The 15,903-nt window shown below is 58.7% G+C and carries 16 protein-coding genes and 3 tRNA genes; 16 read left to right on the forward strand and 3 right to left on the reverse strand.

Going from position 1 to position 15,903, the window contains the following annotated elements:
* Positions 1–18 precede the first annotated feature (18 nt).
* From HNQ50_RS07665 to HNQ50_RS07710, 10 genes are read left to right on the forward strand one after another with little or no spacing between them, the layout of a single operon-like run.
* Complete coding sequence (locus HNQ50_RS07665) at positions 19–1,191, forward strand: type II secretion system F family protein (RefSeq protein WP_184099283.1); 1,173 nt, start codon at positions 19–21, stop codon at positions 1,189–1,191.
* Positions 1,188–2,846, forward strand: a complete 1,659-nt coding sequence (locus tag HNQ50_RS07670; protein WP_184099285.1) for a GspE/PulE family protein — start codon at positions 1,188–1,190, stop codon at positions 2,844–2,846. Before HNQ50_RS07665 ends, HNQ50_RS07670 begins: the two co-directional genes overlap by 4 nt.
* Positions 2,827–3,657, forward strand: coding sequence for a hypothetical protein (locus HNQ50_RS07675; protein WP_184099287.1), 831 nt, complete (start codon positions 2,827–2,829; stop codon positions 3,655–3,657). Before HNQ50_RS07670 ends, HNQ50_RS07675 begins: the two co-directional genes overlap by 20 nt.
* Positions 3,657–4,184, forward strand: coding sequence for a hypothetical protein (locus HNQ50_RS07680; protein ID WP_184099289.1), 528 nt, complete (start codon positions 3,657–3,659; stop codon positions 4,182–4,184). Before HNQ50_RS07675 ends, HNQ50_RS07680 begins: the two co-directional genes overlap by 1 nt.
* The gene (locus HNQ50_RS07685) at positions 4,181–4,705 is read left to right on the forward strand and encodes a hypothetical protein (protein WP_184099291.1); all 525 of its coding nucleotides are present in this window, start codon (positions 4,181–4,183) and stop codon (positions 4,703–4,705) included. Before HNQ50_RS07680 ends, HNQ50_RS07685 begins: the two co-directional genes overlap by 4 nt.
* Complete coding sequence (locus HNQ50_RS07690; RefSeq protein ID WP_184099293.1) at positions 4,705–5,301, forward strand: hypothetical protein; 597 nt, start codon at positions 4,705–4,707, stop codon at positions 5,299–5,301. Before HNQ50_RS07685 ends, HNQ50_RS07690 begins: the two co-directional genes overlap by 1 nt.
* A 41-nt stretch (positions 5,302–5,342) precedes the next feature.
* Entirely contained in the window at positions 5,343–7,337 is a 1,995-nt protein-coding gene (locus tag HNQ50_RS07695) for a secretin GspD/PilQ domain-containing protein (RefSeq protein ID WP_184099295.1), read from the forward strand.
* 12 nt (positions 7,338–7,349) lie between these two features.
* Positions 7,350–7,826: a type II secretion system protein gene (locus tag HNQ50_RS07700; RefSeq protein WP_246428636.1), complete on the forward strand. Its 477-nt coding sequence runs from the start codon at positions 7,350–7,352 to the stop codon at positions 7,824–7,826.
* Positions 7,827–7,836: 10 nt separating this feature from the next.
* On the forward strand, positions 7,837–8,226 hold the full coding sequence (locus HNQ50_RS07705) for a type II secretion system protein (protein ID WP_184099297.1): 390 nt from the start codon (positions 7,837–7,839) through the stop codon (positions 8,224–8,226).
* Position 8,227: 1 nt separating this feature from the next.
* Entirely contained in the window at positions 8,228–8,704 is a 477-nt protein-coding gene (locus tag HNQ50_RS07710) for a type II secretion system protein (RefSeq protein WP_246428637.1), read from the forward strand.
* Positions 8,705–8,853: 149 nt separating this feature from the next.
* Here HNQ50_RS07710 and HNQ50_RS07715 read toward each other — a convergent pair whose 3' ends face one another.
* The 3 genes from HNQ50_RS07715 to nadA all read right to left on the reverse strand — a co-directional run bounded on the left by HNQ50_RS07715 (position 8,854) and on the right by nadA (position 11,386).
* The gene (locus HNQ50_RS07715) at positions 8,854–9,156 is read right to left on the reverse strand and encodes a GIY-YIG nuclease family protein (RefSeq protein ID WP_184099299.1); all 303 of its coding nucleotides are present in this window, start codon (positions 9,154–9,156) and stop codon (positions 8,854–8,856) included.
* A gap of 172 nt (positions 9,157–9,328) precedes the next feature.
* Positions 9,329–10,387 carry a bifunctional nicotinamide-nucleotide adenylyltransferase/Nudix hydroxylase gene (locus HNQ50_RS07720; RefSeq protein WP_184099301.1) on the reverse strand — a complete coding sequence of 353 codons (1,059 nt, stop codon included), beginning with the start codon at positions 10,385–10,387 and terminating at the stop codon, positions 9,329–9,331.
* Between the two features lie 81 nt (positions 10,388–10,468).
* Complete coding sequence (nadA, locus tag HNQ50_RS07725; protein ID WP_184099303.1) at positions 10,469–11,386, reverse strand: quinolinate synthase NadA; 918 nt, start codon at positions 11,384–11,386, stop codon at positions 10,469–10,471.
* A gap of 266 nt (positions 11,387–11,652) precedes the next feature.
* On the opposite strand from nadA, the gene HNQ50_RS07730 reads away from it, so the two are divergent.
* The 6 genes from HNQ50_RS07730 to HNQ50_RS07755 all read left to right on the forward strand — a co-directional run bounded on the left by HNQ50_RS07730 (position 11,653) and on the right by HNQ50_RS07755 (position 15,900).
* Positions 11,653–11,728: transfer RNA gene (locus tag HNQ50_RS07730), tRNA-Gly, on the forward strand.
* A gap of 28 nt (positions 11,729–11,756) precedes the next feature.
* A tRNA-Gly gene (locus HNQ50_RS07735) sits at positions 11,757–11,832 on the forward strand.
* 52 nt (positions 11,833–11,884) lie between these two features.
* Positions 11,885–11,958: transfer RNA gene (locus HNQ50_RS07740), tRNA-Cys, on the forward strand.
* A gap of 258 nt (positions 11,959–12,216) precedes the next feature.
* Positions 12,217–12,981 (forward strand): bestrophin-like domain, encoded by a 765-nt coding sequence (locus HNQ50_RS07745; protein WP_184099305.1) that lies wholly within the window; start codon positions 12,217–12,219, stop codon positions 12,979–12,981.
* Positions 12,982–13,145: 164 nt separating this feature from the next.
* Complete coding sequence (locus HNQ50_RS07750; protein ID WP_184099307.1) at positions 13,146–14,804, forward strand: arylsulfatase; 1,659 nt, start codon at positions 13,146–13,148, stop codon at positions 14,802–14,804.
* A 109-nt stretch (positions 14,805–14,913) separates the two neighbouring features.
* Positions 14,914–15,900, forward strand: a complete 987-nt coding sequence (locus HNQ50_RS07755; RefSeq protein ID WP_221303069.1) for a hypothetical protein — start codon at positions 14,914–14,916, stop codon at positions 15,898–15,900.
* The last annotated feature ends 3 nt before the right edge of the window (positions 15,901–15,903 follow it).

Raw genomic sequence — 15,903 nt, forward strand, 5'->3', positions numbered from 1 at the left:
GCACCCCGGTCTTGCGCCATGCGCTACAAGGTCACTGCCCTTTCTGCCGGTAATCTGCAGGAACTGGAGCTGGACGCTGCCAACGAGGCCGAGCTTAAAGAGCGCCTCGCTTCGCAGGGTGCGGCTCTGGTTTCGGCACGCCCGGTGCAACGGCTTTCCATGGGCAAAAGCGAGTTTGCGCTCTCTCTGTTCACGCAAGAGCTGATTGCGCTGCTGGAAGCCGGCCTGACGCTGGTGGAAGCCGTGGAAACGCTCAAGGAAAAAAGTGCCGCTGACGGTAACCGTGTGGTGCTGGGGCTGATGATTGATGGCCTGTATCAGGGTTTGACGTTCTCCCGGGTGCTCTCGCAAATGCCGGAGCATTTTCCGCCGCTGTACATTGCCACCGTGGGTTCAGCCGAGAAAACCGGGCATCTGGCCAACGCGCTCAAGCGTTATCACCACTACGAATCGCGCCTGGCGGCGGTGAAGAAGAAGATTATCTCCGCGCTGATTTATCCCATGGTGATCATCACCATTGGCGGCGGCATCATGCTGTTCTTGCTGTTCTATGTGATCCCGAAATTCAGCCAGATTTACGCCAGCATGAAGAATCTGCCATTTGCCGCAGAGGTGCTGCTGTGGTGGGGTGAACTGGTGCACCAGCATGGCGACATTTTGTTTGGCGGCATTATCGGCAGCATTATTCTGGCCGTGGTGTTGCTGCGGACTCCGGCGGTGCAACTGGCGCTGACCGAGGCGTTCTGGCGTTTACCCAGCATGAACGAATACCGGCGCTTGTTTTCGCTGACCCGGTTTTTCCGCACCGTGGGCTTGTTGTTGTCGGGCGGGGTATCGCTGGTGGCGGCGCTGGAAATGGCGGCGCAATTGTTGCCCACCCCCATGCGTCTGGCGCTGGGGCAAGCCATTGTCGATATCAAATCCGGCCAGTCGCTCTCTGCTACCCTGCCGCGCTACGGGCTGACCACACCGGTGGCTGAACGCCTGTTGCGCGTGGGTGAGCAAAGCGGCGAGCTGGCCACCATGAGCGAGCGCGCGGCACAGTTCTGTGATGAAGAACTGGATCGCGCCATTGAAATGTTCACGCGCTTGTTTGAACCCATTTTGATGTTGCTGATCGGCGTACTGATCGGCTCCATCGTGTTCCTTTTATATATGCCGATTTTCCAGTTGGCCGGGAGCATGCAATGAGCACGCTCAACCTGGAACTCCTGAGCCATTTGCGCCAAAGCGCCGGCGAAGCGGGCGTGCCGCTGTTGTTACAGCAAACGCTGGGGCTGGATAACGACGGTTACCGCCAGGAAGTCAGCCGCTATCTGGGCCTGCCCGCTCTGGGCCGGGAAGATCTGACGGCGCAATTTCCGCGCTATGACCTGCTGCCCTATGGCGATGCGGTCGGCCATCAATGTTTGATGGTGGAAGACGTGGATGGCACGCTGCGGCTGGTGCTGGGCGACCCGTTCAACCGCGTGACCCGCAACTGGGTACAACAACGCGTATCCATGCCCTACACCACCGTGCTGGCGCATTACGACGATGTGCGTACCTGGCTGGAGAGTTTTGAGACCTCGCACCGGGCCATGGATCAACTGGCTGTCGGCACCGAAGGCGAAACCGGTCAGGCCGGCGTGCCGGAAATCAGTCTGGCCACGCTGGCCGCAGACAGCAACCCGGTGGTCAAGCTGGTGAACTCCACGTTGTATGACGCACTGAAAGCCAAGGCGTCGGACATCCACCTCGAAAGCACCAACACTGGTCTGGCGATCAAATACCGGATTGACGGCGTACTGCTGCATATTGGCGGTGCCAGCGGTGTCGAGACCGCCGAGCAGGTGATCTCTCGCCTCAAGGTGCTGGCAGAACTGGATATCTCCGAACGACGTATTCCGCAAGATGGCCGTTTCAAGGTGCTGGCCAATGGCCGCGAGGTGGATTTTCGCGTCTCCATTATGCCCTCCATCTGGGGCGAAGACGCGGTACTGCGGGTGCTGGATAAACAAAACGCCGGGGATGCCTTCAAACAGTTGCGGCTGGATATCCTCGGGTTTGATGACACCACCATGAGCAATATCCGCAGCCTGGCCACCGAGCCCTACGGTTTGTTGCTGGTGACGGGCCCCACGGGCTCGGGCAAATCCACCACGCTGTACGCCACGCTCTCCGAAATCAACACCGGTGAAGAAAAGATCATCACCATTGAAGACCCGGTGGAATACCAGTTGCAGGGCATTTTGCAGATTCCGGTGAACGACAAGAAGGGTTTGTCGTTTGCACGGGGGTTGCGCTCCATTTTGCGGCATGACCCGGACAAGATTCTGGTCGGGGAAATCCGTGACGGTGAAACCGCCAATATTGCGGTGCAGGCGGCGCTGACAGGCCACCTGGTGCTGACCAGCGTCCACGCCAACAATGTGTTCAGCGTGCTCGACCGCTTTTTGCATATGGGCGTGGAAACACACAGTTTTGTCGACGCGCTGATTGGCGTGGTGGCACAGCGGCTGATCCGCAAGATTTGCCCGCACTGTATTACCGACGACAATCCGGACGACGAGCTGCTGGCCGTCTCCGGCGTGACGCGTGAACAAACCGCCGCCTGGCGTTTCCGGAAAGGCACCGGCTGCCAGGCCTGCCGTGGCACCGGCTACCTGGGCCGTAAAGCCATTGCCGAAGTCTTGCGGCTGGATGACGCCCTCAAACAAGCCATCGCCAGCCGCGCACCCGCTGGGGAAGTCAAACAACTGGCCGCCAGCAAAGGGTTTATCAGCATGCGCAAGGCCGCCATTGCGGTGGTGTCACGCGGAGAAACGACATTACAGGAGGTGAATCGTGTCACATTCCTGGATTAACCATCACGCATGGTTTTCGCGCCGGCACATTTTGCTGGCCAGCGGCCCGGCTTTCGGCAAAGCCCTGCCCCAGCGCCGGCGCGCCCCGATTGAACAATCCACCGAAAGTGCCATCACCCGCTTGCAGCAACTGCTGGCGCAATCTCCGCGCGGGCGCTTTGGTATCGACACACTGCAGTTAATGATTGGCGCGCCGTGGGTGCGTTATACGGTGCTGCCGTGGCAAGACAACCTGAAGCGGGATGCGGACTGGCAAGGCTACGCCCGCGTGCTGCTGGGTCAGCAATATGGCGTAGGAACGGAAACCTGGCGCATTCAGGTAGCCGAGGGCGTGTACGGCCGGCCACGGCTGGCCGCAGCCATGGACCAGGGTTTGTATCAAACCCTGGTGGAGCTGGCCAAAACCCAGAAAGTGCGTCTGACCCATTGCGAGCCGCTGCTGACCGCCGCCATCAACCGCCATCACAAAGCGCTCAAAGGCAAAGAGTTTGTGCTGCTGCTGATTGAAGCCGAGCACAGCACCTGTGTGTTCTGGCGCAGCGGCTGGCGTGCCAGTGTCACCCTGCCCTTTGCACTGAACCCAAGGCCGGATGGCGAAGCGCTGGCCGCGCTGGTGCGTGATGCAGCCATGCTGGTGTCGGATTTCATGCCGCGCCAGGTGTATGTGGTGTCCTCAGACATCCAGCTTCAAGCCGCTGATCTGCAGTCCGAAGGCATGACCTTGCAGCCGCTGGGTGGCGTGCACCCGCGCTTTGCGTGGCCCGCCGACTGGCGTGAAGCGGCTGAACCCGTCTTGGCGGGGCAAGTCTGATGCAGCCCATCCAGCTTGATTTTCATCGTAAAGCCACCCACACCCCGTGGATTGGCCTGGTCATGACCACGATTGGCGTCGTGGTCATGTTGTGGGCACTGACCCAGCAAGATATCGCCAAGCAGCGCCGCGACCAGATTGCGGAGCGCGAAGACCAGGTGAACTGGCAGAAAAAACACCTGGAACAGCAGCAGCAGGCCGCCCGCAAGGAGATTCCGGCCAACGCCAAGATCGCCACCATTCGCCGTGGGCAGATGATCAGCCCGGTCACCGGCCTGGCGCTGCTGGAAAAAACCTGGGGCCCTAACGTGGCCTACACCAAGATTGAGGTCAATACGGCCGACCGTGATCTCAAGCTGGAACTGGAATCACGCTCGCTCAACGATGCCCTGGCGCTGGTCGATACCCTGCAAAAAACGCCCAACGTCCAGCGTGTGACCATGGCGCATGAAGGCGTCAAGATCACCGACCCGTTCAAGCCAACGCAAGCGGTGATGGAAGTGGTGTGGCGGGAGCCGCAGCCATGAAGCAAGCCCAAGTGATCTGGACACTGCGGCAGTGGCCCAAATACGCCGGTCTGTTGGGCTGGGTGGGTCTGGCGCTGATCGTGGCCGGCATTCTGGTGTATCGGCAGACCGTAATGCCGTTCAACAAGGATCTGGACCGGCGCGAGGCGGATGTGGAAGACCTGTCGCACCGCCTGCGCAGCAACGCCAGCGCGGCGTCGGCCACGGCGGGTTTGCAGGCTCTCAAGACCCCCAATACCTTTACCGACTTTTTGCGCCAGGTCAGCACCCTGGGCGAGCAGCACCACATTGTCATCAACCAGAGCGATTTCAAATCCTCCACCGAGGCCGATGGCCATCTGGTGCGCTATGGCGTGCAGTTTCCGGCGCAAGGGCGTTATCTGGATATCCGGGGGCTGGTACAAGACCTGCAGGCCCTGCCTGGCGTGCGGGTAGAAACACTGATCATGACGCGTGGCCGCATTGATGACGATCTGTTGTCCATGCAGTTGCAGCTGAGCTACCTGACGGAGGTACGCTGATGCTGTCGCGTCCGTTGCAGATTGTATTGGGCGTCACCCTGTGCCTGACCGGTTACACCTGGTGGCAAGGCCGCCAGCAAGAGGCCGATAGCGCTAGCCATGCCGTGGTGCAATCCCGCGCCCGCCCTGCCCGTATCAGCCAGATTGCCAGTGAAGCGGCAGCCAGCAATGATGCGGCCGACGCCAGTACGGCCAGCGCCGCCAGCGGGGTCGTTGTGGCGGGCAAAACAGCCTCTGCCGCATCCACGGCCTCTGCCGTCGCTTTTATTGATTTGTTTCCGCGGCAGAACTGGCAACCGCTGCCGCCCCCACCTACCCCCACCCCCAAACCCACACCGACACCCAAACCTGTGGCGCCCCCATTGCCACTGCGGGTTGTCGCCACCTGGCATGACCCGGCCGGCGACCAGATTGTGGTGGAAGCGGGTGGTCAGCAATATGTGATCTGCCAGCGTTGTGATGCGCTGGGACGCGTACAACAAGGAGAAGTGCTGCTGGGCATTTACCGCATAGATAAAGTCAGCCGCGACGCCATCGCCATGACCTATCTGCCGCTCAATGAACCGCAGACGCTTCCCGTCGGAGGAGCGCCGTAACCGGCGCGGACAAAAGAATGATGACCATCCCGCAATTTTGCTTGCGACGCTACTTGGGGTCCGGCCTGCTGGCCGCGCTGCTGGCAGCGTGCACGCCGACCGCGCCCGATATGGGCCGGCAGATGATCCTGCAGGGCAATCCGGAACAGGGCATGCAGTACATGCAGACCGAACTGGCGGCCCACCCGGATGATCTGCAACTGCGAGCCGCCTATGAGCGCCAGAAGCAGACGTATGTCCAGTTGCTGGTGCAACAAGGTGCCGCCGCGCGTGACGCGGGTGACAGCCCCAATGCGCTGGCCGCGTTCCAGCATGCCCTGCAATGGGCGCCCGGCAATGCGGTAGCCAAGGAAGGCGTGAGCATGATTGAAGGCGACCTGCGGCGCGCCTCCATGCTCAAGTACGCACAAACGCTCAAGAACGATCAGCCCGAGAACGCGCTGGTGGTGATCGAACAGGTGTTGGCGGACGATCCGCGCAACATCCAGGCCATCCGCCTCAAAGATGAAATCCAGAGCAAAATCACCCGCAACAACACGCTCAAGCCGACCCTGGCCGCTGCGCTCAGAAGCCCCATCTCTTTGCAGTTTCGGGACCAATCGCTGACCAGTGTGTTCGACATTATTTCGCGCATTGGCAAGGTCAATTTCATTTTTGACCGGGACGTACCACCCAATCTGAAAACCACCATCTTTGCCCGTGATACCACGGTGCAGGATGTGATCAACCTGTTGCTAACCACCAATCAGCTCGACAAGAAGATCCTCAACGACAACACCATCCTGATCTATCCCAAGCGTCCGGATAAAGACCGGGACTACAAGGACCTGGTAATGCGCACGTTCTACGTGGGCAACGCCGATCCCAAACAAGTGCTGGCCATGATCAAACAGATGGTCAAAACGCGGGACGTCTACATTGATGACCGGCTGAACATGATTGTCATGCGGGACACGCCAGAAGCCATTGAAGTGGCCGAACGGCTGATCCACGCCATTGACCTGCCGCAGTCTGAAGTCGATATCAACGCGCAGATTCTGGAAGTCACCACCACCGATCTGCTGAACCTGGGCATTCAGTACCCCAAGAGTGCTACGGCCACGCTGGGCGTACCGGCACTCAATGCGGATGGCACGGTCAACCCGAGCGCGGCCGGCACTTATACCGGCTCGCTCACGCTGGGCCAGTTGGCCAATATCAACCGCTCCAACGTGCTGATGAACTTTGGCTCGCCCACCATCACGGCCAACCTCACGCATGACAAAGGCGATACCAATGTACTGGCCTCGCCCAATATCCGCGTGAAGAACAAGGAAAAAGCCAAAATCCTGATTGGTGACCGGCTGCCGGTGATTACCAACACCACCAGCAACGGCGTGACCAGCGAAAACGTGAACTACCAGGACGTGGGCCTGACGCTGAACGTAGAACCGACCATCTCGGTGGAAGGCGACATCAGCATGAAGGTAACGATGGAAGTCTCCAACGTCACCAACACCATTACCACGCAAACCGGCCTGACCGTGTACCAGATTGGCACGCGCCACGCCGAAACCGTGATGGCCTCGCACGATAACGAAACCCAGGTGCTGGGCGGCCTGTTGCAACGCAATGACCAGATCACCGGCTCGGCCATTCCCGGCCTGGGTGAAGTCCCCGTGCTGGATCGGATTTTTGGCACCAAATCCACCCAGAAGAACAAAACCGAACTCATTTTGCTGATCACGCCGCATATTGTGCGCAACCTGCCGCTGCCCAGCTCCTACATCACCACCTTTGATAGCGGTACCGAAGGCCAGATGACCACGGAGCCACTGCTGTTGCGCAGCAAGTCCACGGTCAACATCACCAACGGTACGGATGGCAGCATGCCGGCCCCCGCACCCGCGCCGGCCCAACAACCGGTCATGCCGGTGCCACAACAGCAATTGCCGGGCGTGCCGCAACCGCAGCCCTTGCCGCCACAACCCGTGCCGCAGCCGACCGGGCAACCGACGCCAGTGCCGCAGGTGCGCAGCAGCATGGGCAGGCGCTAAGTCCGGGATCGCATGATGCAACGGCAATGCGGTTTTACGCTGATTGAACTGATGGTGACACTGACCATTCTGGCGGTGCTGGCCACGGTGGCGTTGCCGCTGACGCAGATTGCCGCCCAGCGCACGCGTGAAGAAGAACTGCGCCGTGACCTGTGGCAGATGCGCGCCGCCATTGACGCCTACAAGCAAGCGTCGGATGACGGCCGCATCACCAAATCGATTGAAGACACGGGTTTTCCACCGACGCTCAACGTGCTGGTTGATGGCGTGAAAGACATGAAAGACCCGGCCGGCAACAAGATGTATTTCTTGCGCCGCATTCCACGTGATCCGTTCTGTGACTGCCCCAGCAAGAAAAACGACGAAACCTGGGGCAAACGCAGCTACGCCAGTCCGCCAGACTCGCCGGAAGAAGGCAAGGATGTATATGACGTCTATTCTTTATCAGAAGCGGTGGGCGTCAATGGCCAGCCGTATCGCCAGTGGTAACCGTTGATTCATGCCCATCCGCCCCTCCTCTCTGACCAGCCGCCGTGGTTTTACGCTGATCGAACTCCTTGTCGTGCTGGCCATCATGGCCAGCCTGTTGACGCTGGTTGTACCCCGGTACTTCCAGCAGACCGACCGTGCCCAGGAAGTGGTGCTGCGGCACAACCTGGTGGCTATGCGTGACGCCATCGACAAGTTTGATGCCGACACCGGTCATTACCCGGAAAACCTGGATGAACTGGTCACGCGCAAATACCTGCGCGAAGTACCACTCGACCCCATCACCAGCCGCCGTGATACATGGGTGATCGTCAACCCGGAAAACGGCACCGGCGTATACGACGTGAAGAGTGGCGCCGATGGCACCGCACACGACGGCACGGCCTACAAGGATTGGTAAAATGCGCCGCCAGCGGGGGTTTGCCTATGCCTGGGCGCTGATGATGGTGCTGATCACCGGCATTTACCTGGCTGAGGTAGCCGATGTCTGGCAAACCCGCATCCGCCGCCTGAAAGAGCAGGAACTGTTGATCGAAGGCGATGAAATCGGCCACGCCCTCGCCGGTTACATTGCCCAGACTGCCGCCGGCCAGCAGGTGCAATATCCCAAAACGCTGGATGATCTGGTCTCCGACCCGCGCGTGCCCTTCCCTCGCCGTTTTCTGCGCAAACCCTACAAAGACCCCATCACCGGCGAAGACTGGTTGTATATTGCCGCGCCTGGCGGCGGCATTATGGGCGTGTACAGCAAGTCGACGGACAAGCCGCTCAAGCAGGATAATTTCCCCGCCAGTTATGCCACGTTTGCCAACAAGAACAGTTATCAGGACTGGAAGTTTGTGCAATGGCCCAGCGGAGGCGGGGCGATGCGGCGGTAAGGGATTTGGAAATGGCGGTTGGCGGTTGGCGGTTGGCGGTTGGCGGTTAGCCAGCGTGTGCCCGCCGGGCACAACAACCAACACTTCCAGCACATCACCTCGTCATTCCCGCGCAGGCGGGAATCCAGTTGCGCCATTCGCAAGCATGATCAAGTCAAACCAATGATTTGCGGCCAAAGACCACACCATTGCGGGTTGGTCTTTTCAATCAACCGCAACTTCCAGCTTCTTTCCCATTTCTTGAGTGCCTTTTCCCGGCAAATTGCGCTTTCCATCGTCGAATGCATTTCATACCAGACCAGGGTTTTGACTTCGTATTGACTGGTAAACCCGTCTATCACAGATTCACGATGCTGCCACATGCGCTGTAATAGATTTGATGTGACACCAATATAGAGCGTGCCGTTTCTGGCATTAGCAAGGATGTAAACGGCAGGTTGTTTATCAGGCATTGCGGCTGGATTCCCGCCTGCGCGGGAATGACGAAGTGGTTAATCAACCTCAACATGCTTGCAGATGTCCAGGCGGCGATAATTTGCCCTGCCGCAAACGTCCTGTCGATCCGAATCAGACAAGGGACCTGTGCCCTTTGCAAAGATGTATTGCCGTCAGAGTCCCATGCCCCTAAATCTGCCCCAGAAACCAGTTCACAATATAAAAGTGATCTTCAAACAACTGCGCTTCCATCCGCGTGAACTCAAACAGCGGCACCCAGCGCGCCCGGTCGGCATCGTCGCCACCGCGCACTTTGGGTAAACCATCGCCCGTCGGGGTCAGTTCAATCAAAAACGCATGCGTAATGGTACGGCCGCGCAGGCTGCGACGCGGGTGGTCAAACACCCGGTTGGCACGGATAGAGCCTGCCAGCACCGGCGCGGGCACCTTCAAGCGGGTTTCTTCACGCAACTCCCGAATCGCCGCGTCGCGCACCGGTTCATCTTCATTCACAAACCCACCCGGTAGTGCCCACAAGCCGCGTCCAGGCAAGTTGCGACGCCGAACCAGCAGGATATGGCCCGAGTGGATGACCACCGCGTCCACGGTCACAAAGGTGGGCGGGTATGGCGCGACAGACCAGGCTTTTTTGTGGTCCTGCAACCAGCGGTATTCGTCGGCCAGCGTCTGCCAGGTTTCGCCACTCCGAAACTGCTCCAGCCAGCCATACACAGCGGCCGGCAATTTGCGGGCGTAGTCGGCAAAGTGCTTGCCCCCGTCACACAACAAGCCCTGGCGAATGTGAGAGGCATCAATATCCGGCTCGTCTTCCACCTCGACGCGTTCCCACTGCGGGAACAGATCCAGATACCAGGTGTGGCGACGGGACGGGCTGCCAATCACGCCAATGCGAAACTGCGCCTCACGGCTGCCCACATTGGCGGTATCCACGGCGATGACCTTGTCGACCAGGTTCTGCACCTCGGTCACCCATTGCTGATCGTTGTACATCCGGTCAGAACAGCCCACCAGAAACACGCGGTCTTGCCACTCAGCCGGCAAAGCCGCGCGCAGCATGTCTTCTCGCTGATCCTGGGTAAACGGATTGCGCGGGCTCAACGCCTGGCGGGCGGAACCGCAAATGATGATGAGCTTGCCGGCCTGTTGCATGGCGGCCTCGATCACCTTCATATGGCCAAGGTGTACTGGCTGAAAACGGCCAATGAAAACCAGGTAGTCAAAACGCATGAATCACCATTCTCTTCGTCTGCCGGCAAGCGGCATCCATTGAAAAAGGGCTGTCGCAACAGCCCTCTTCGATCTTTACGCTCACTGATAGTAGCGCTGGCTGAACTCCAGCATGCGCTCGATCGGCAAGCGCGCGGCGTCCATTTGCGCCTCGGTCAGATAGTCAATCCGGATACCCTCCCCGGCTTGCGCACGCTCTACCGCCTGTTGCGTGTTGAGCTTCATGTACGGGCACTGATTGCACTGGCAGCCCGCGTAAATGGGGGCTTGTTCAATCTTCAGGTCCGGGCGGGCCTTGCGCATGTTGTAGAGGATGCCGTCTTCCGTCGCCACAAAAATGGTGGCATCCGGCGCGCTGTGATACGCCTTGATCCAGCCCAGCATGCCGGAGGTCGAACCGACGTAATCGGCCTTTTGCAGCACCGGCAACGGGCTTTCCGGGTGGGCGATCAGATATTTGTCGCCGCTAATGGCAGCAAAGGCTTCATCCAGCGCAGCCTGGTTGAACTTGTCGTGTACTTCGCACACGGCCGACCACAACGGCATGTCGTAGTCATACTGGAAGTTCAGATACGCGCCCATATTGCGATCAGGCGAGAAGATGACCTTTTTGCCTTCGGCATACAGATGGGCAATGATGTCGTCCACGTTGCGGCTGGTCACAATCCAGTCAGACAGGGCTTTGTGCTCGGCTGAGGAATTGATATACGACACGTGCACGTGATCCGGATAGCTTTCGCGCCAGGCTTTCAGGGCGGTGACATCGGTCTGGGTCACCAAAGAACAGGTCGAGCCGCGATCCGGCAGGATCACCTCGGCTTGCGGGTTCAGAATCTTGGCGGTTTCAGCCATGAAACGCACACCGGCAAACACAATGGTGTCGGCTTCACATTCTTTGGCATAAAGGGAGAGTTCCAGACTATCGCCGACTTTATCGGCCATTTGCTGGATGTGGGGCTCGGTATAGTAATGCGCGAGCGTAACGACGCGGCGTGACATGGCGTTCCTCCATGTAAAAATTTGCGGGCTATCCCGCAAACGGGCTTGACGGTGGGTCTGCTGCGCCACAAATTGACGCAACTCTCTGTCGCCACGGTACTTTTTGCGCATTGCGAATCCCGCAATGCAATACCGGGTCAGCCAGATTAGCATATTGGTATGTCAGGTAAAGCACCGTTTTTCGGTTTTCTTCAAAAACAGGTGTTGACACACCCAGGTGGCCCGGCCATAATGCGCTCCTCGTTGCAGCACAGCAGCGAAACAGTGCGGGAGTAGCTCAGTTGGTAGAGCGCAACCTTGCCAAGGTTGAGGTCGCGAGTTCGAGCCTCGTCTCCCGCTCCACTGTATCGTTTTTGTGCCCGGCAACTATGCGGGAGTAGCTCAGTTGGTAGAGCGCAACCTTGCCAAGGTTGAGGTCGCGAGTTCGAGCCTCGTCTCCCGCTCCAGATATTCATAAAAAGGGAAAGCAATGACTTTCCCTTTTTTGCCAGTGCTTCTGGCGCGATAGCAAAGCGGTTATGCACCGGATTGCAAATCCGTGTAGGTCGGTTCGACTCCGGCTCGCGCCTCCAGAAAGTCAGCAAAAAAGCCACCCTGCGGGGTGGCTTTTTTGTTTTCCACGCCGACCTCTCCGCTGACGCGCCGCCCCACCTGGCCGCCTCTGTGTCTTTGCATTTCCCCACACACCCCCGTTGCGTCAGCCTGACAGAAACACCTGTTGCGGCCGGCAGGTTTTAACAATGCCAGCGATTGCGGCACGGGTTTCTATAATTCCGGAAACCCTGGCCTTTGAGGCCAGCAACCTCCCGCCTTCACCAGAAAGGGTAACCATGGCTCAACTCATCGATCGCCCGCTGATTTTCTTTGTTGTGGCATTGGTTTTCATGTTTCTGGCGGCCTTGCTGGGCGCCCGCTTTACGCACAAAGAGCGTCTGCAGGACGATGAGGTCCGCGCTGACTTCGGTACCGTACAGTCTGCGGCCTTGACCCTGTTGGCTCTGGTGATTGGTTTTAGCTTGTCCATGGCGGTCGGCCGCTATGACCAGCGCAAAAACTATGAAGAGGAAGAAGCCAACGCCATTGGCACAGAGTATTTGCGGGCAGATTTACTGGCTCCCGCCCAGGCGCAGCAGATGCGCACCTTGCTCAAGCAATATCTGGAACAACGGATTCTTTATTATTCGCCGCTGGATGAGGCGGCCCTCGCCGCCCACAACAAGCAGACTGCCATTTTACAAAACAGCATCTGGATGGCCGCGCGAGATGGCACCCAGAGCGGCCCCAATCCAGTCACCGCGTTGGCTGTGGCCGGCGCAAATGACGTGATCAATACCCAGGGCTACACGCAGGCCGCCTGGTGGAACCGGATTCCTGCTGAGGCGTGGGCACTCATGATTGTGCTGGGGCTGTTTTGCAATTTTCTGGTCGGCTATGGCGCGCACGGGGCCAAGACCAGCACCCGGCTACTGGCAATCATGCCGTTAACGATTGCCATCTCTCTGATGCTGATCGCCGATATCGACAGCCCGCGCAAAGGGCTGATCCGCGTTGTGCCGCAGAACCTGTTGAGCCTGGCGTCTTCAATGGGCAAATAGTCTGGCCGGGCGCTCCGGCACCTGGTTTGCTTGAATTTCCAACAAAGTTTGAAAGCCTGGCTAAGTTGAATGGAGCCAACGGCGGTCGTCTCCCGGTCTACCGGCAGCAAGCTGCTTGCTGGTGTTCTGCTGTATCCATCATTGATCCGTTGGAGAGCCAGACCATGTTGTCACATACCAAAGCCAGGCATTGCTTGCTGTTCTGCATCAGTCTTTTTCTTGCCCTGATGTTCCCGGCAGCTTATGCAGCAGATAAACCCAATATCATCCTGATTGTCGCTGACGATACCGGGTATGGCGATCTGGGCGCATACGGTGGTGGCGAGGGTCGCGGCATGCCTACGCCCAACATCGACCAGATGGCCAAAGAAGGCATGACGTTCTATTCGTTTTACGGTCAACCCAGTTGTACCCCGGGGCGTGCTGCCATGCAGACCGGGCGCATTCCCAACCGCAGCGGGATGACCACAGTTGCCTTCCAGGGCCAGGGGGGCGGGTTACCGGCAGCGGAATGGACCCTGGCTTCGGTACTCAAAACCGGGGGCTACAAGACCTTTTTTACCGGTAAATGGCACTTGGGCGAGGCTGATTATTCGCTGCCCAATGCGCAGGGCTATGACGACATGAAATACGTCGGGCTGTATCACCTGAACGCGTATACCTATGCCGACACCACCTGGTTTCCGGACATGGATCCCAAACTGCGTGCGATGTTCCAGAAAGTGACGCGCGGCGCCCTGTCTGGCAAGGCCGGTGAAAAACCAGTGGAAGAGTTCAAGGTCAATGGTCAGTACGTCGATACCCCGGTTGTCGATGGCAAACCTGGCGTGGTGGGCATTCCGTTCTTTGATCGCTATGTCGAAAAAGCAGCCATTAATTATCTGGACCAAAACGGTAGCTCCGGCAAACCGTTTTTCATGAGCATCAATTTCATGAAAAACCACCAGCCCAACATGCCTGATCCGGATTACATCGGTAAATCCATGTCCAAGACCAAGTACGCCGATTCCATGGTCGAACTGGATGCCCGCATTGGCCGGATCATGGATAAAGTGCGCGCGCTGGGGCTGGATAAAAACACGCTGGTGTTCTTCACCACAGACAATGGCGCTTGGCAGGATGTCTACCCTGACGCGGGTTATACCCCGTTCCGTGGCACCAAAGGTACGGACCGGGAAGGTGGCAGCCGCGTGCCCGCCATTGCGTGGATGCCAGGCCATATCAAGGCAGATACCCGCAATCACGAGATCAATGGCGGTCTTGATCTGATGGCCACCTTTGCCGCCATGGCCGGCGTCAAACTGCCGGTCAATGACCGTGAAGGCAAGCCCATCATTTTTGATAGTTACGATATGTCGCCCGAACTGTTTGGTACCGGCAAATCGGCCCGTAATACCTGGTTCTACTTCACTGAAGATGAACTCTCCCCCGGTGCGGTGCGGGTGGGTAACTACAAGGCGGTTTACAACTTGCGCGGCAGCGACGGTACCGCCACCGGCGGGTTGGCGGTGGACTCCAATCTGGGCTGGAAAGGCGCTTCTTCCTACGTGGCTGCCGTACCGCAGATTTTTGACCTCTGGCAAGACCCGCAAGAGCGCTATGACCTGTTCATGAACAACTACACCGAACGCACCTGGACACTGCCAGTGTTCAATGAAGAGGTTAAAAAGCTGATGGCGACCTACGTGAAATACCCGCCACGCAAGCCGCAAGGTGAAGCGTATACCGGCCCGATCACCCTCACCCAATACATGCGCTTCCAGTACGTGCGGGATAACCTGGCCAAAGAAGGCTTCAACCTGCCCATGCCCAGCGGAGATTGAGTTTCCACTGGCCGGATGAAGTCCCTTGCCAAAGGCCCCGCCAGTGTCGGGGCCTTTGCCGGTCGCGGCGTCAGGTTTTGTTGGCTCGCACAACCTCCTGGAGTAAAGCATGCCCATGCACCGTTTCAGCATCAGCGCCGCCCATGGGTCAGCCCGTTTGTGCAAAGCGGGCTTGCTGCTGATCAGCGTGTGTTGCGGTGTTGCGGCACAGGCCGATCCGATTCTGCCTTACCGGGTGGTGGGTGCAGATGTCCAGCGCCAGGCCAATGCCGTGGTGGCCTTGATCGGCTACGCCGTCGTGCCGGACGTCACCACCAGTTCGCTATCCATTAACAACGGCAGTTCCGGCAACCCGGGTTTGTGGTCCACCCAACTGGGCGGCGGCGCGACCATCAGCGACTCGGTACCGCTGTATCTGGAAGGCCTGGCGGCCTACACCCGTTATGACCCCACCTTTGTCGCCACCGATGGTGCAGAGGACCGGAAATTGCCATTGCGCTGGAATACCGGTGATGTCAGCGGCGGGATTGGTTGGGATTTCCCGGTGTCCGAATACATCAAGATCCGGCCTATTTTCAACATTGCCCTGGGTAAGGTCGTCAGTGACCTCACGGCCGGGCAATGGCTGATCAACCACAAGACCGATCGGGATATCAGCTTTGTGAATGGGGGCTCACTCAATGCCTTTGGGCTGGGTGGCTCGCTGATGTTGGTGTATGAGGATTTCAAACCGGAACGCGAGCAGGAAGTAGAGGTGCGTTATTCCAATATCGTGCTGCAAAGTTTTGAGAGCAATGCCGCCGTAGAGGGGCGTGCAGTGGCACAAAGCCTGGGCGTCTGGGCCCGCTACCGCGCGCCCACCGGGATGACCGCGCTGGATCGGCCGGTGCGCTATGTGCTGGAGTTTGCCCATACGCAATACCTGGGCCAGTTGCGTGGGGCGCTGGGGTTTGACTATCTGACCTCGCTCGGGGTCGGGCTGGAGCTGGATTCCAGCAAATATGATGTGTTCATCACCCGCACCCGGCTCGTCGCCCGCTATGTGTTTGGCAACAATGTCTCCGGGGTGTCGGTGGGGCTGGCCGCCAGCTTTTGACGC

It is taken from the genome of Silvimonas terrae (genome assembly GCF_014202765.1).
Lineage (GTDB): Bacteria > Pseudomonadota > Gammaproteobacteria > Burkholderiales > Chitinibacteraceae > Silvimonas > Silvimonas terrae.

Excerpts from the sequence above, each read along its gene's own strand:
- HNQ50_RS07710 (WP_246428637.1), top strand. The coding sequence starts at position 8,228 with ATGCGCCGCCAGCGGGGGTTTGCCTATGCCTGGGCGCTGATGATGGTG.
- HNQ50_RS07715 (WP_184099299.1), bottom strand. The coding sequence starts at position 9,156 with ATGCCTGATAAACAACCTGCCGTTTACATCCTTGCTAATGCCAGAAAC.
- HNQ50_RS07685 (WP_184099291.1), top strand. The coding sequence starts at position 4,181 with ATGAAGCAAGCCCAAGTGATCTGGACACTGCGGCAGTGGCCCAAATAC.
- HNQ50_RS07705 (WP_184099297.1), top strand. The coding sequence starts at position 7,837 with ATGCCCATCCGCCCCTCCTCTCTGACCAGCCGCCGTGGTTTTACGCTG.
- HNQ50_RS07700 (WP_246428636.1), top strand. The coding sequence starts at position 7,350 with ATGATGCAACGGCAATGCGGTTTTACGCTGATTGAACTGATGGTGACA.
- HNQ50_RS07750 (WP_184099307.1), top strand. The coding sequence starts at position 13,146 with ATGTTGTCACATACCAAAGCCAGGCATTGCTTGCTGTTCTGCATCAGT.
- HNQ50_RS07665 (WP_184099283.1), top strand. The coding sequence starts at position 19 with ATGCGCTACAAGGTCACTGCCCTTTCTGCCGGTAATCTGCAGGAACTG.
- HNQ50_RS07680 (WP_184099289.1), top strand. The coding sequence starts at position 3,657 with ATGCAGCCCATCCAGCTTGATTTTCATCGTAAAGCCACCCACACCCCG.
- HNQ50_RS07745 (WP_184099305.1), top strand. The coding sequence starts at position 12,217 with ATGGCTCAACTCATCGATCGCCCGCTGATTTTCTTTGTTGTGGCATTG.
- HNQ50_RS07670 (WP_184099285.1), top strand. The coding sequence starts at position 1,188 with ATGAGCACGCTCAACCTGGAACTCCTGAGCCATTTGCGCCAAAGCGCC.
- HNQ50_RS07720 (WP_184099301.1), bottom strand. The coding sequence starts at position 10,387 with ATGCGTTTTGACTACCTGGTTTTCATTGGCCGTTTTCAGCCAGTACAC.
- HNQ50_RS07690 (WP_184099293.1), top strand. The coding sequence starts at position 4,705 with ATGCTGTCGCGTCCGTTGCAGATTGTATTGGGCGTCACCCTGTGCCTG.
- nadA (WP_184099303.1), bottom strand. The coding sequence starts at position 11,386 with ATGTCACGCCGCGTCGTTACGCTCGCGCATTACTATACCGAGCCCCAC.
- HNQ50_RS07755 (WP_221303069.1), top strand. The coding sequence starts at position 14,914 with ATGCCCATGCACCGTTTCAGCATCAGCGCCGCCCATGGGTCAGCCCGT.